Raw genomic sequence first — 13,434 nt, 5'->3', positions numbered from 1 at the left:
CGACGGTAAAACTGAAACAAATGTTGAAGTCAAGCGTGAGCCTGACCGTGAGCGACGTGGCCGCCGAGAGCGGCGTCGCCGCCTCCGCCGTGCGCTTCTACGAGCGGCAGGGCCTCATCCACGCCGCCCGCACCGGCGGCAACCAGCGCCGGTTCGAGCGCGACGCGGTGTGCCGGGTGAAGGTCGCCCGGGTGGCCCAGCGGGTCGGGCTGAGCGTCGCCGAGATCCGCGAGATGCTCGACACGCTGCCGGCCGAGCCGGGGCTCGAGGACTGGCTGCGGCTGCGGGTCCAGCTCGCCGACGAGGCGCACCGCCGCATCGCCTCCCTGGAGGCCGTGCTCGACGACATCGCGTCCGAGCAGAAGCTCTGCGACCTGTGACGTCGCCGGACGCCATCTTCGCGCATCCGCGGCTGGCGCCGGTCTACGACACCTTCGACGGCGACCGTGGCGACCTCGCCGCCTACCTGGCGATCGCCGAGGAGTCCGGCGCGCGGCTGGTGCTCGACGTGGGCTGCGGCACGGGCTCGCTGGCCGTGCTGCTGGCGTCCCGCGGCTACGCGGTGGTCGGCGTCGACCCGGCGGCCGCGTCGCTCGCCGTCGCCCGCGCGAAGTCTTCCGACGTCACCTGGGTCCACGGCGACGTCTCCGTGGTGGGGGCGCTGGAGGCCGACCTGGCGACGATGACCGGGAACGTGGCCCAGGTGTTCCTCACCGACGAGGACTGGGCGGCGACGCTGCGCGGGATCCACGGCGCGCTGCGGCCCGGCGGCCGGTTCGTGTTCGAGACCCGCCGCCCGGCGTACCGGGCGTGGGAGGAGTGGGGCGGCGTCGAGGTCCGCGCCGGGGTCGAGCAGCGCCTCGTCGTCACCGACGTCCGGCTGCCGTTCGTGTCGTTCCGGTACACGTACCGCTTCCCCTCCGGCGAGGTGCTGACGTCCGACTCGACGCTGCGCTTCCGCGACCACGACGAGCTGGTGACGTCGCTGACGGCGGCCGGGTTCCGCGTGCTCGACGTGCGGCAGGCCCCGGACCGGCCCGGCCGCGAGTACGTGTTCGTCACGCAGCGCGACTGAACGCCCGGTCTACCGTGACGGTAGTGCCGTTCGAGGCGGCGTCGGTCGCCCTGGTGGTCGCGGACCAGCCGCGTCAGGACCGGCAAGCGACCGAAACCCGAAGGGGACCGATTGCCGACTGACGGTCGGGCCCGCGGGCCGCACCATCGCGAGGGTGAACCGGACCGTGCTCATCGTCGTCGGGACCATCGTCGGGTCGTTCCTGCTGGCCTGCGTCGGCTGCGGGGTGTTCGTGTTCCTGCTGCCGAGCACCACCTACGCCGCGCCCTGGGACCCGTGTGCCGAGGTCGCCGCCGCGCCCGTCGGCGGGCTGGGGACGGTGACCGGGCAGGCGCCCGCCCAGGACACCGCGATGCCCGGCTGCACGCTCATGTTCGCCGAGGGCGGGGCGGTCCGCAGCCTCAAGGTGCTCCTCGCCACGCCGGCGTCGGCGAGCGAGGCGACCGCCCACTACGACACCGCCAAGGCCGCCGCCGACGCGGCCGGCGCCACCGTGGCCGACGTGTCCGGGGTGTGGACCGACGGGTTCTCGGCATCGACGAACGGGGATGCCGGGCTCACCTACGACCTGCACGTCCGCGACGCCAACCTGTACGCCCGCCTCACCGTCGTCGCCGACCGCGGCGTGTCGGCGGCGAAGGTGCGCGGGCAGCTGGTCGCCGTCGTCGAGCACCTACTGCCCGTGCTCAAGGAGGAGGACTGACCGGACCTCGTCGCGGGTCATCGCGGCACCCCGCGCGTGGGCGGCCGCGAACTCCCGCGGCGGCAGGGCCCCGCGGACGATCCCGGCCAGCCGCGGCCCGTTGACCGGGTCCATCCGCTCCGGCGCGTAGCCGACCCGGCCACCCAGCGCCTCCACCGCGCCGAGCAGGACCGCGCCGGGGGCCGGGCGGCCGGTGAGCGTCAGCGTCGCGGCGAGCAGGAACGCCGCGGCGAGCCAGCCGGTCACGTCGTCCTGGGCGTCGAGGTCGGCGACGGCGCGGGACGCCAGCTCGTACGCCTGCGGGAACCGGCCCGTCGACAGGGCCAGCTGGGCGTGCATCCAGCGGGCCGAGCCGGCCGCCCACGCGAACCCGCTCGCCGTCGCCGCCGCGACCGCGTAGTCGAGCACCACGGCCGCGCCCGCCGGGTCGCCGCCGGCCCAGGTGACCTGGGCGACGCTGATGAGGGCCTCGGCGAGCAGCCAGCCCTCGCCGGTGGCGAGCGCGCGGGCCTGGGCGTCCCGGCCGGCGGCGGCACCGGCCGCCACGTCGCCGCGCAGGCCGAGGAACAGCGTGTGGTAGACGGCGGCGCGGGCCGCGGTCGCCGGCGCCACGGCCAGGTCGCGGGCGGCGGTGATCGCGGCGCCGCTCGCGCCGAGGTCACCGGCGAGGTAGTGCAGGCAGGCCAGGCCCGTGTGGGCGCGGGCCCGGTCGTCGGGGTCGCCACCCCCCGCCTGACCCCCCGCCTGACCCCCCGCCTGACCCCCCGCCAGGCCCAGGCCGAGCCAGCGCAGGCCCTCGACGATGTGGCCGCCGCGGTACCAGAACCAGCCCAGGTCGGCGGCGAGCCGCAGGCCGGCGGCGGGGTCGGCGCCGCCGGACGCGAAGGCGAGGGCGGCGCGGAGGTTGTCCTGCTCGGCGGTGAGGGCGGCGAACCAGCGCCGGGCGTCGGGGCCGCGCAGCTCCCGGTCGGCGGTGGCGGCGAGGGCCACGGCCCGGCCGAGGTGGCGGTGCTGGGCGTCGCGGAGGTCCGCGGGTTTCATCCGGCGGATGGCGTACTGCCGCAGCGTCTGCAGCATCCGGTAGCGCCGCGGCGACGTGGCGGGCAGCGGCGTCACGAGCGAGCCGGCGATGAGCGCCGTCAACGGCGCCAGCACCTCCGCCCCGCCGGCGACGGCCTCCGCGGCGTCGAGGTCGAACGGCCCCGCGAACACGCTGAGCCGCCCGAACAGGTCCCGCTGCGGGGCGTCGAGCAGCCGGTACGTGACGTCGATCGCGCTGTCCAGGCTGCGGTGGCGGTCGGCGACGTCCCGCCGGGCGCTGCGCAGCGTGCCCGGGTCGTCGAGCCGGTCGCGGATCTGCGCCGGGGACAGCGCGACGAGCTGCGCCGCGGCCAGCTCCACGGCGAGCGGCAGCCCGTCGAGGCGGGCGCAGACCTCGGCGACCACGGCCCGCTCGGCGCCGTCGCAGGCCCACCCGGGCAGCACGGCGGCGGCCCGGTCGAGGAACAGCTCGACCGCGTCGGTGCCGGGGTCGAGCGGCGGCACGGGGTACCGCCGCTCCCCCGCGACCGACAGCGGCAGCCGGCTGGTGACGAGCACCCGCAGCCCGGGCAGCTCGGCGAGGAGCTTCGGCACCAGTACCGCGAGCGCCCCGGCGAGCTGCTCGCCGTTGTCGAGCAGCAGCACCACGCCGGCGTCCCCGACGACCGCGGCGATCCCGCCCGGCCCGGTGTCGACGGCGAGGCCGAACGCGTGCGCGAGCGCCGGTTCGAGCAGCACGTCGTCGTCGATCCCGGCGAGCTCGGCCACCCGCACCGCGGTCCCGGCGGTCCGGCACACCTCGACGGCGAGCCGCGTCTTGCCGGCCCCGCCCGGGCCGGTGAGCGTGACGAGCCGGTGCCCGGCGAGCAGCTCGCGCACGTCGGCGAGCTCCCGCTCCCGCCCGACGAACCGGTCGAGCGGCGCCGGGAGCCGGGTGTCGGGCACCCACGGCTCCCGCTCCCCGCGGGGCGCCGGCACCGGCGGCGGGGTCAGGGCCGGGTCCTGGCGGAGGATCGACTGGGCCAGGGCCTCGAGGTCCTCGCCCGGGTCGAGGCCGAACCGCTCGGCGAGCAGCTCCCGCAGCTCCCGGTACGTGGCCAGGGCCTCCGTCTGGCGGCCGGCGCGGTACAGCGCAAGCATCAGCTGCCCGCGGCTGCCCTCCCGGACCGGGTCGGCGGCGACCAGCTCGGCCGCGCCGGCCACCGCGTCGGCGGTGCGGCCCGCCGCGAGCAGGCACTCGACCCGCAGGTCGGCGGCGACGGCGCGCAGCTCGGTGAGGCGGGCGATCTCGGCCTGGGCGAACAGCTCGCCGGCCACGTCGAGCAGGGCCGGTCCGCGCCACAGCGCCAGCGCGCCACTGACGGTGTGCAGCGCTCTACCGGGGTCGCTGCCGGCGAGGGCCGCTCGGGCGTCGGCGACGGCCGCCTCGAACCGCCGGGCGTCGATCTGGTCCGGCCCGGCGACGAGCTCGTACCCGCCGTGGTGGTGCCGCAGCGTGCCGGTGCCGAGCGCGCGGCGCAGCCGGGACAGGTACGTCTGCAGGGCGTTGCGGGCGCTCGGTGGCGGCTCCTCGCCCCAGACGGCACCGACGAGGCGCTCGACGGTGACCACCCGGCCGGCGTCGAGCAGCAGCGCCGTGAGCACGGCCCGCGGTTTGGGGCCGCCGACGGGCACGGCCCGCCCGTCCGCCACCACCTCCAGCGGGCCCAGGATCCGGAACTCCACGCCACTCCTCGCATACCGGACGCGATCGACGACCACCCGAGCGTGGCACAGCACGGCCAGTGTGGGTCGCCTCCACGTACGTTGCACGCGCCCCGCCGCGGCCCGCAGTCGTGAACCCGACGTGGCACCGGGTCCGCGGTGTACCTCAGAGCGCCAGCTTGAACCCGACGTGCGTGGCGGTGAACCCGAGGCGCTCGTAGAAGCGGTGGGCGTCCGGGCGGGCCGCGTCCGAGGTCAGCTGGACCAGGGCGGCGCCGCGGCGGCGGGACTCCTCCACCGCCCAGCGCAGCAGCGTCTCGCCCAGGCCCGCGCCGCGCGCCGACGACGCCACCCGGACCGCCTCGATCTGGGCGCGCAGGGCGCCGCGGCGGGCCAGGCCGGGGATGAACGTCAGCTGCAGCGTGCCGACCACCTCGCCGTCCGCCGTCGTCGCCACCACGAGCAGCTGCGCCGGGTCGGCGGCGACGGCGTCGAAGGCGGTCTCATAGCGTTCCGGATCGCCCGGGGACTCGCGGGTCGCGCCCAGGGCGTCATCGGCCAGCAGGGCTACGATCCGCGGCACGTCCGAGCGGGTCGCCGGCCGAATGGTGATCACGGCGGTCCACTCTAGCCAACGCCCAGCCGAGGGCCGCCGTCACCAGCAGCGACGCGCTCGCCATCACGGCCATCGCGGTGCCCGGGGACACCAGCTGGGCCACCGCGCCGGCCACGGTCGCGCCGACCGCCTGCATGGTCAGCATGCCGGACGAGTGCAGGCCCAGGGCCTGGCCGAGCAGCGCCGGCGGGGTCAGCTCGACCAGCCGGTCCTGCAGCAGCAGGCTGGCGCAGTAGCCGGCCGACGCGACCGCGGCCACGCCCGCGGCGAGCCACAGCGGCGGGTGGACGGCGAACGCCAGGTACGGCAGCGCGAGCAGGACCAGCGCCGGGACCGTCAGCGCGCGGCGCCGCGACGCCGGCAGGTAACGGCCGGCCAGGGCGTCGCCGGCCAGCATGCCCAGCGCGGCGGTCACGAACAGCACGCTCGCGCCGGTGGGGGCGTACGGGATGAACAGCGCCTCGCAGCCCACGATGAGGCCGTTGGGGATCCACAGCCCGAGGTACACCGCGCGGCGGGCCGGCGACGACCACAGCGCGCGGTTGCCCCGCCAGGTCTCGCGCACCGACACCCGGCCGGCCGCGCGGGCCGGCCGGGCGGTCAGCCCGAACCGCGCGACGACGGCCGCGACCAGGCTCATCCCGGCCCCGGCGAGCAGCGCGCCGCGCGGCGACACGGCCGCGACGAACACCCCGCCGAGCGCGAACCCGGCGATCTGGCTGGCCCCGACCGACATGTTCAGCAGCGAGCGGCCCAGCAGGTAGCCGCCGGGCGGGAGGATCTCGGCGAGCAGGCCGTACCGCACGCCGCCGCCCACCGAGCCCACCAGGCCCTGGGCGAGGACCACGGCGAAGGCGGCGGCGATCGGCAGGCCCGGCACGCTCAGCAGCGCGGTGGTCAGCGCCGTGAACACGGCCAGGCCGGTGAGCGTGGCCCGGGGCGGCAGCCGGTCGGCCGCGGACAGGACGGTGGCCGCCCCGACGACCTGGGCGAACGACGAGCCGAAGAGGCTCAGCGCGGCGAGCAGGGGCGAGCCGGTCGCGGCGAAGACCAGCGTGCCGAGCGCGGTGCCGCTGAGCGTGGCCGCGGCGACCTGGGCGGACACGGTACCGAAGAGGGCCGTGAACTCGGCGTTCGCGAACAGTTCGCGGTAGGTGCGCATGGGCCGCAGTCTGCGAGCAGCGGGCGCACCACCGGTACAGTTTCGCGTGGAGGCGAAACATCGTGGGTTTGTGGCGGATCAGCGCCGACGTGCTGGCCGGCAGCCGGTTCGTCGTGTCCCCGCTGGCGGAGACGGTGGCGAGCCTGGCCGCGTTCGGCGGGCAGCACGCCACGTCGGCGGCCCAGCGCGAGTGGCTGCGCGCGCACGGCCCGACGCTACGGGCCCGGTGGGGCGACGACCCGTTCGCGCTGCCGTTCCTGCACGCCGCGATCCGGCCCGGCTGGATCGCCGACTTCCTGGTCAAGCCGCCGCGGGCGGACGACCCGGCGTTCGCGGACGAGCTGGCCCGGCTCGCCGCCACCAGCGACGCCGACGCGCTCGCCGACATCGCCGAGGAGTACGACCGGCCGGTGCCGCCGGTGCTGCGCGAGCCCGGCCTGGTCGGGCGGGCCGTCGAGCTGATCGCCTGGACGTGGGAGCACACCCTGGCCGGCGACTGGCCGCGGCGCCGCCGGGTGCTCCAGGCCGACGTCGTCGCCCGCACCGAGCGGCTCAGCAGCGGCGGCTGGGCGGCCGTCCTGGAGGGCCTGCGCCCCGGCATGCGCTGGCTCGGCGACGGCCGCCTGCAGGTCAACACCTACGACTACCCGCCGCGGGCGGTCACCGGCGGCCGGCTGCTGTTCATCCCGACGACGGCGCCGCGCGGCTGGGTCGCCTGGGAGGAGCCCGGCGACACCCACGCGCTGGTGTACCCGTGCCGGGGCTGGCTCGCCGAGCCGACGACCGCCCGGGCCCCGGCGCCCCTGGCCCGGCTGCTCGGCCCGGTGCGCGCGGAGATCCTGCAGCTGCTGCTGGACGCGCCGAAGAGCACCACCCAGCTCGTCGCCCTGACCGGCCACGGCCTCGGCTCGGTCGGCGGCCACCTGCGCGTGCTGCACGACGCCGGCCTGGTCCAGCGCCGCCGCTCGGGCCGCTCGGTGCTGTACTACCGCACCCGCCTGGGCGCCGACCTCGCCGGCTCACCCCAGTAGCAGCCCGACCCGCCGCCGGTCGTCCCCGGTCGCCGGCACCTGCACCACGAGCAGCGCGTCGGGGTGCTCGGCCGGGCGCAGCTGGAACAGCTCCAGCGCGATCGGCCCGGCCTGCGGGTGGGCCACCGTGATGACCGCGGGCCTGAACTCCCGCACCGGATAGTCGGCCCACCAGGCGCGGAACTGCGGGCTCGCCGCCTGGAGCGCCGCCACCAGCTCGGCGAAGCGCGGGTCGTGGCCGCCCTGCCCGGCCGCCGCCCGGAACTGCCCGAGCACGGCCCGCGCCGCGGCCTCCCAGCCGGGCATCCGCGCCCGCACCGCCGCGTCGGTGAACAGCAGCCACACCCAGTTGCGCCGGCCCGGCGCGGCCCGGCCGGGGTCGTGCCGGACCCGTACGTACGGTTCGTTCCAGGCCACGTAGTCGTAGTGCGCGTCGTAGACGGCGGCCGGGTTGGGCGCCACGCTGTCGACCAGCCGCTGCAGGCGCTCGGCGGGCAGCGGTACCGCCGCCGCGACGGCGGGCAGCCCGGCGAGGCCGCGCAGGTGGCGGTGCCGGTCCGGGTCGAGCCGCAGCGCCCGGGCGAGGGCGTCCACGACCTGCGCCGATGCGGGGATCCGGCGGCCTTGTTCGAGCCAGGTGTACCACGTGAGGCCGACCCCCGACAGCTGCGCCACCTCCTCGCGGCGCAGCCCCGGGGTGCGGCGCCGCCCGGGCCCGGGCGGGAGCCCCACGTCGGCGGGCCGCAGCCGGGCCCGGTGCGCGCGCAGGAACGCGGCCAGCTCGCCGTGCCGTGCCTCGGCCATCGCCCGCCCTCCCGGGTGGTAGCAGCGGTACCAGGTTCGCATGCCTCGATGTGCCGGAGGATGGCGGCATGACGGACGGCTTGATGCTTCCCCCGGGCGCCGGCACCCGGCTGCCCACCGCCGGGATGACCCTGAAGGTCGGCGCATCGCACTCGGCGACGTGGTCGATGTTCGAGGCCGACGTGGCGCCGGGCTTCGACGTCGGCGCCCACCGCCACGCTGCGGCCGAGGAGGTGTTCTACGTCCTGTCCGGCGAGCTGGACCTCCTGGCCTTCGAGCCGCAGCGCCTGACCTCCGGCGACTGGCAGCGCTGGACGTCGTCGACGGGCGAGACGGTGCTGCGCGGCGGCCCGGGCAGCGTCCTGTTCGTCCCGCCGGGCTGCCCACACGCGTTCGCGAACCCGGGCCCGGCCCCGGCCCGCCTGCTGTTCCTGGTCGCCCCGTCCGGCCACGAGTCGTACCTCGCCGAACTGGGCGCGATCGTCGCCGCGGGCGGCCCACCGGACCAGTCCGCGATCGCCGCGGTCCGCGCCCGCCACGACATCGAACAGCTGACCCCGATGATCCCCGCCCGCCTCCCGTAGCCTGCCGGCATGGGGTACGACGTCTTCATCACCCGCAACCTGGAGTGGTACCACGCCGCTCGCTGCCCCATCGGCCTGGCCGAATGGCGGGCGGTGGCAGCGGACCTGCCGTGGTACCCGCCCGCCTGCGTCGAACTGCCGGACGGCACCGCCCTGTGGTACCGCGCCGGCGCCGTCTCCGCCAAACACCCCTCCGACGCGGCGATCGCGGCGATGCTGGCGCTGGCCACGGCGCTGGACGCCTGGGTGGTGGGTGAGGAGCTGGAGGTCTACACGCCGGACGGGCCGGTCGAGGTCCCGCTGCCGCCAGCCCACCGCCTGGCGCCGGTGCATGCGTCCGACTGGCCGGGCGTGGCGCTGCGGCGGCCGGGGTTCGCGCTGTCGGAGCGGACCCCGGCCCGGCTCCCGTCGGGTGTTCGGTGGATCGCGTGCCCGCCGGTCGTGCTGTGGTCGGCCTCGGTGCCGCTCCATCGCGACGCCAGCGACGGGTCGGTCGAGTTGCGTACGGACGACGCGGCGGCGCTACGGGAGGCGGCCGCGCTGGCCGCGGACCTCGGCGCGACGCTCACCGCGGACGGCGGCTGACCCCGGACGCTTCTACGAGCGCCGGAGCTTCGCGATCACGCCGGACGGCGGCGCCGCGCGGAAGGGTGGAGAGCTGAGCCCATACCGCGCAGAGCCCACCACACAGAGCCCACGCCGTGGCGAAGCCACACCACGCGCGGGTTACAGCGCGCGGGGGTCACAGCGCGCGGGGGTCACAGCGCGCGCAGGCCGCAACCGGCCGGTCAGGTCGCGCGGAGCTCTGCCACCACGCGGGCCGTGGCCGGGGTGTCGACGCCCAGGCGGGCGCCCGCGCGCAGGACCGAGCCGCCGATCGCGTCCAGTTCCAGCGGGCGGCCGGCCTCGGCGTCGCGCAGCATCGACGACTTCATGGCCGGTGGTATGCCGTCGATCACCGTCAGGATGCGGGACGGGTCGGTCGTCGTGCCGCTCGCCCGCGCCACCGCGGCCACCTCGTGCACCACGGCCTCCAGGTCGGCGCGGCGGGCCGTGCGGGCCTCGCCGACCGGGGCGCGGGCCGCCGTCGTGAGCAGGGCGAGCGGGGCCAGCAGCGCCATCTTCTCCCACAGCACCAGGGCCTCGCTGGAGCGGACCGTCACCTCGAAGCCGGCCGACCGCAGGACCTCCGCCAGCGACTCCACGCGGGCCGGGTCCACCGGGTCGCCGGCCAGCTCGATCGCCGAGAACGGGCTGGTGTGCTCGATGCGGCCGGGAGCCACGCGGGTCGACTCGACGCGGATCGAGCCGGCCACCACGTCCTGGGCCGGGAAGCGGGTGCGCAGCAGCGCCAGGTGGTCGACGCCGTTGAGCAGCGGCAGGATCAGGCCGCCGGGTGTGAGGCCGTCGAGGGCCTCGGGCAGCGCCGTGGCCTTGGTCGCCACCACGGTGAGGTCGGGCGGGGTGGGGATGCGGGTCTGCACCGGTACCGTGAAGTCGCCGAACTGGACACTGTGGACGGTCAGGCCGTCCCGCTCCAGCACCTCGGCCGACGAAGGGCGGGCCAGGACGGACACCGGGTGACCGGCCCGGGCCAGCACGCCGCCGAGCAGGCCGCCGACGCCGCCGGGGCCGAGGATCGCCACGCTCCACACGCGCCCCACCCTAACGCGTGCGCACCGGCAGGGACGTGAAACCCTTCAGGCTGAGGCTGTCCCGGCGCTCCGGCCGGTCCGCCGGGGCGAGTGACGGGAAGCGGGCCAGCAGGGCCGGGAACGCGATCTGGGCCTCCAGCCGGGCCAGCGGCGCGCCGAGGCAGTAGTGGATGCCGCCGCCGAACGACAGCGGTGCGTTGTCCGGCCGGTCGAGCCGCAGCGCGCCGGGGTCGGGGAAGCGCCGGGGGTCGCGGTTGCCGGCGCCGAGGTACGCCACCACCCGCTCCCCCGCCTCGACCGGGATGCCGCCGAGCTCGACCGGCTCGGTCACGACCCGCGTCGCGATCTGGACCGGGCTGTCGTACCGCAGCAGCTCCTCGACGGCCCGCTCGGGATCGCCGAAGGCCTGGTCAGGGTGCGCGAACAGGGCGGACAGGCCGTTGGCGAGCAGGTTGGTCGTCGTCTCGAACCCGGCGGCGAACAGCAGCGCGGCGTTGCTGAGCACCTCGTCGTCGGTGAGCCGGTCGTCCGCCGCCTGGGCCTGGACCAGCGCGGTGAGCAGGTCGTCGGCCGGTTCGCGGCGGCGCTGCTCGACCAGGTCGGCGAGGTACGCGCGGATCGTCGCGGCGGCCGGGTCGGCGGTGCGCAGCACCTCCGGGGTGATCACCTCGAGGACCTGGGTCCAGTCCCGCACGAGCGTCTGGAACTGCGCGCGGTCGGCGGCCGGCACGCCGAGCAGCTCGCCGATGACCCCGACGGGCAGCGGGAACGCGAACGCGTCGACGAAGTCGGCCTCCGGGTCCATCGCGTCGCACAGCTCGGCGACCATGCGTTCGATCGCCGGGCGCAGCGCCTGGACGCGGCGGGCGGTGAAGGCCGAGCCGACCAGGCGGCGCAGCCGGGTGTGGTCGGGCGGGTTGAGGGTGAGCAGGCTGGTGAACAGCTGGAGCAGGGCCGGGTGGTCGCGCCAGTCGGGCAGGCCGATCAACGCGAGCATGTCGGCGGGCAGGTGGGCGAAGCGCGGGTCGCGCACGACCGTGGTGCAGTCGGCGTACCCGGTCACGACGAGCGCCCCGTCCGCGGCCCGCACGACCGGGGAGATCTCCCGCAGCCGGGCGTACCGTGGATAGGGGTCCGCCCGCCCGGTCATCACGGTCAGCTCGTCCAGCAGCTCCAGTACCTCGGCGTTCTGCACGATCTCGGCCATTCGTCCACCTTATGCCGGTCGATCGGCGCGGTACGGTGTCGGGCATGGCTGACGACAGCGACGTGGCCGCCTTCCTGTCCACGGTGCCCGACGCCCAGCGCCGGGCCGACGCCGAACGACTGTGTGCGCTGGCCGCCGACGTGACGGGTGCCCCGCCCGCGCTGTGGAGCGGCTCGATCATCGGGTTCGGCTCGCACCACTACCGCTACGAGTCGGGCCGCGAGGGTGACACTCCGGCGATCGGGTTCTCCCCGCGCAAGCAGGCCCTGGTGCTGTACTACCTGCCGGACGACGAGTCGCTCCGCGCCCGGCTCGGCAGCCACACGACCGGCAAGAGCTGCGTCTACGTCAAGCGCCTCGCCGACGTCGACGAGGAGGTGCTCGGCGAGCTGATCCGCGCCGCCTTCCAGACACGCAACGTCACCTAGCTCGAGGAGTAGACGCGGGATGGATCGGGTCAAGGCCAGGTTCGAGGTCCTCGACGAGCGGTTCCGGCGGTGCAACGGGGACGAGTGGATGGAGCGGCTCTGGACCGGCGGACGGTGGACGGAGGGGCCGGCCTACTTCGCCGCCGGGCGGTACCTCGTGTTCAGCGACATCCCGAACGACCGCATGCTGCGCTACGACGAGCTGACCGGCGCCGTCGGGGTCTTCCGGCAGCCGTCCGACTACGCCAACGGCCACACCGTCGACCGGGCCGGGCGGCTGGTCAGCTGCGAGCACGGCACCCGGCGGGTGACCCGCACCGAGCACGACGGCTCGGTGACGGTGCTCGCCGAGCGGGTGGACGGCAAGCGGTTCAACAGCCCGAACGACATCGTCGAGCACAGCGACGGCTCGCTGTGGTTCACCGACCCGTCGTACGGCATCGACACCGACTACGAGGGCTACCGGGCGGAGAGCGAGATCGGCGCCTGCCACGTCTACCGCCTCGACCCGGCCACCGGCGACGTCCGGGTGGTCGCCGACGACTTCGAGCGCCCCAACGGCCTGGCGTTCAGCGCCGACGAGCGGACGCTGTACGTCGTGGACACCCGCCGCAAGCACCTGCGCCGCTTCGCCGTCGGCGCGGGCGGGGCACTGAGCGGCGGTGAGGTCTTCGGTACCTGCGACAACGGCAGCTTCGACGGGGTGCGCCTCGACGACGGCGGGCGGATCTGGGTCGCCGCCCACGACGGGCTGCACTGCTTCGACCCGGACGGCACGCTGATCGGCAAGCTGCTGGTGCCGGAGGTCGTCGCCAACTTCACGTTCGGCGGCCGGCGCCGCAACGATCTCTACATCTGCGCGTCGAGCTCGCTCTACTCGATCCGGGTCAACGTCCAGGCGGCGAGGTATCCGGCGACGAGCGCCACCCGCTCGGCCGGCGGCCCGGGCGGGACGTCGACCAGTTCGTAGCCCTGCTCGCGGTACACCTGCTGATGGATGCGCTCGAAGTGCAGCGAGTCGGCGTAGGAGATGCGCCGGGCGGCGGTCCGGGTGACGAAGCCGATCGGGCGCACGAGCAGCACCCGGCGGTCGTACAGCGAAGCGGCGCGCTCGACCTCGGCCCGGAGCAGCTCCGACGGGGCGAGTCCACTGTAGACCGCCAGGGCCAGGGTGCACAGCGGCGAGCGGTCGAAGACCTGGACCGGGCCGGTGGCGGCGAGCTGGCGGCGGCGCTGCAGGGCCGCCACGCGGTCGGCGAAGCCGGGGTCGGCCCACGGCTCGGCGACGCCGCGCGCCTGCTCGGCGGCGATGACGTCGGTCGCTGCCTCCGGCACCGCCGTGACGCCGGTGAGCGCGGTGATGATCGATGTCTTGCCGGCCCCGGGCGCGCCCGTGACGATGAATCTGCGCATGGCATGGCCCC

Annotated in this window: 15 protein-coding genes; 8 read left to right on the top strand and 7 right to left on the bottom strand. The window is 76.0% G+C overall.

What is annotated here, in order from left to right; genetic code table 11:
* The first annotated feature begins 35 nt into the window (after positions 1 to 35).
* From ABZS66_RS15225 to ABZS66_RS15215, 3 genes are all read left to right on the top strand, one after another.
* Positions 36 to 380, top strand: a complete 345-nt coding sequence (locus ABZS66_RS15225; RefSeq protein WP_354757840.1) for a MerR family transcriptional regulator — start codon at positions 36 to 38, stop codon at positions 378 to 380.
* Positions 377 to 1,075 (top strand): class I SAM-dependent methyltransferase, encoded by a 699-nt coding sequence (locus ABZS66_RS15220; protein WP_354757838.1) that lies wholly within the window; start codon positions 377 to 379, stop codon positions 1,073 to 1,075. Before ABZS66_RS15225 ends, ABZS66_RS15220 begins: the two co-directional genes overlap by 4 nt.
* A 154-nt stretch (positions 1,076 to 1,229) precedes the next feature.
* Positions 1,230 to 1,778 carry a hypothetical protein gene (locus ABZS66_RS15215; RefSeq protein ID WP_354757836.1) on the top strand — a complete coding sequence of 183 codons (549 nt, stop codon included), beginning with the start codon at positions 1,230 to 1,232 and terminating at the stop codon, positions 1,776 to 1,778.
* On the opposite strand, the gene ABZS66_RS15210 is transcribed toward ABZS66_RS15215, so the two are convergent.
* The 3 genes from ABZS66_RS15210 to ABZS66_RS15200 all read right to left on the bottom strand — a co-directional run bounded on the left by ABZS66_RS15210 (position 1,749) and on the right by ABZS66_RS15200 (position 6,301).
* The gene (locus tag ABZS66_RS15210; RefSeq protein ID WP_354757834.1) at positions 1,749 to 4,544 is read right to left on the bottom strand and encodes a BTAD domain-containing putative transcriptional regulator; all 2,796 of its coding nucleotides are present in this window, start codon (positions 4,542 to 4,544) and stop codon (positions 1,749 to 1,751) included. The genes ABZS66_RS15215 and ABZS66_RS15210 overlap by 30 nt on opposite strands.
* Positions 4,545 to 4,689: 145 nt before the next feature.
* Positions 4,690 to 5,136, bottom strand: a complete 447-nt coding sequence (locus ABZS66_RS15205) for a GNAT family N-acetyltransferase (protein ID WP_354757883.1) — start codon at positions 5,134 to 5,136, stop codon at positions 4,690 to 4,692.
* Positions 5,075 to 6,301, bottom strand: coding sequence for an MFS transporter (locus ABZS66_RS15200; RefSeq protein WP_354757832.1), 1,227 nt, complete (start codon positions 6,299 to 6,301; stop codon positions 5,075 to 5,077). Before ABZS66_RS15200 ends, ABZS66_RS15205 begins: the two co-directional genes overlap by 62 nt.
* 62 nt (positions 6,302 to 6,363) lie before the next feature.
* Here ABZS66_RS15200 and ABZS66_RS15195 point away from each other — a divergent pair, with 62 nt between their 5' ends.
* Positions 6,364 to 7,332 (top strand): winged helix-turn-helix domain-containing protein, encoded by a 969-nt coding sequence (locus tag ABZS66_RS15195; protein ID WP_354757830.1) that lies wholly within the window; start codon positions 6,364 to 6,366, stop codon positions 7,330 to 7,332.
* On the opposite strand, the gene ABZS66_RS15190 is transcribed toward ABZS66_RS15195, so the two are convergent.
* Complete coding sequence (locus ABZS66_RS15190; protein ID WP_354757828.1) at positions 7,321 to 8,178, bottom strand: helix-turn-helix transcriptional regulator; 858 nt, start codon at positions 8,176 to 8,178, stop codon at positions 7,321 to 7,323. The two genes, ABZS66_RS15195 and ABZS66_RS15190, sit on opposite strands and share 12 nt — an antisense overlap.
* Before the next feature lie 26 nt (positions 8,179 to 8,204).
* On the opposite strand from ABZS66_RS15190, the gene ABZS66_RS15185 reads away from it, so the two are divergent.
* Together ABZS66_RS15185 and ABZS66_RS15180 are read left to right on the top strand one after the other, a co-directional pair.
* Positions 8,205 to 8,720, top strand: a complete 516-nt coding sequence (locus tag ABZS66_RS15185; protein ID WP_354757827.1) for a cupin domain-containing protein — start codon at positions 8,205 to 8,207, stop codon at positions 8,718 to 8,720.
* A 9-nt stretch (positions 8,721 to 8,729) separates the two neighbouring features.
* Positions 8,730 to 9,305: a hypothetical protein gene (locus ABZS66_RS15180; RefSeq protein WP_354757825.1), complete on the top strand. Its 576-nt coding sequence runs from the start codon at positions 8,730 to 8,732 to the stop codon at positions 9,303 to 9,305.
* 203 nt (positions 9,306 to 9,508) lie between these two features.
* On the opposite strand, the gene ABZS66_RS15175 is transcribed toward ABZS66_RS15180, so the two are convergent.
* Together ABZS66_RS15175 and ABZS66_RS15170 are read right to left on the bottom strand one after the other, a co-directional pair.
* Complete coding sequence (locus ABZS66_RS15175; protein WP_354757823.1) at positions 9,509 to 10,375, bottom strand: 2-dehydropantoate 2-reductase; 867 nt, start codon at positions 10,373 to 10,375, stop codon at positions 9,509 to 9,511.
* Between the two features lie 10 nt (positions 10,376 to 10,385).
* Positions 10,386 to 11,582 (bottom strand): cytochrome P450, encoded by a 1,197-nt coding sequence (locus ABZS66_RS15170; protein WP_354757821.1) that lies wholly within the window; start codon positions 11,580 to 11,582, stop codon positions 10,386 to 10,388.
* A gap of 44 nt (positions 11,583 to 11,626) precedes the next feature.
* On the opposite strand from ABZS66_RS15170, the gene ABZS66_RS15165 reads away from it, so the two are divergent.
* Together ABZS66_RS15165 and ABZS66_RS15160 are read left to right on the top strand one after the other, a co-directional pair.
* Positions 11,627 to 12,010, top strand: coding sequence for a DUF1801 domain-containing protein (locus ABZS66_RS15165; protein ID WP_354757820.1), 384 nt, complete (start codon positions 11,627 to 11,629; stop codon positions 12,008 to 12,010).
* Between the two features lie 19 nt (positions 12,011 to 12,029).
* Positions 12,030 to 12,980 carry an SMP-30/gluconolactonase/LRE family protein gene (locus tag ABZS66_RS15160; RefSeq protein ID WP_354757818.1) on the top strand — a complete coding sequence of 317 codons (951 nt, stop codon included), beginning with the start codon at positions 12,030 to 12,032 and terminating at the stop codon, positions 12,978 to 12,980.
* Here ABZS66_RS15160 and ABZS66_RS15155 read toward each other — a convergent pair.
* Entirely contained in the window at positions 12,884 to 13,423 is a 540-nt protein-coding gene (locus ABZS66_RS15155) for an AAA family ATPase (protein ID WP_354757816.1), read from the bottom strand. The two genes, ABZS66_RS15160 and ABZS66_RS15155, sit on opposite strands and share 97 nt — an antisense overlap.
* Positions 13,424 to 13,434: the final 11 nt, after the last annotated feature.

It is taken from the genome of Dactylosporangium sp. NPDC005572, assembly GCF_040605515.1.
Classification (GTDB): domain Bacteria; phylum Actinomycetota; class Actinomycetes; order Mycobacteriales; family Micromonosporaceae; genus Dactylosporangium.
The sequence above is the reverse complement of the archived record's forward strand: the minus strand, read 5'-3'. Positions and strand labels throughout refer to the sequence as shown.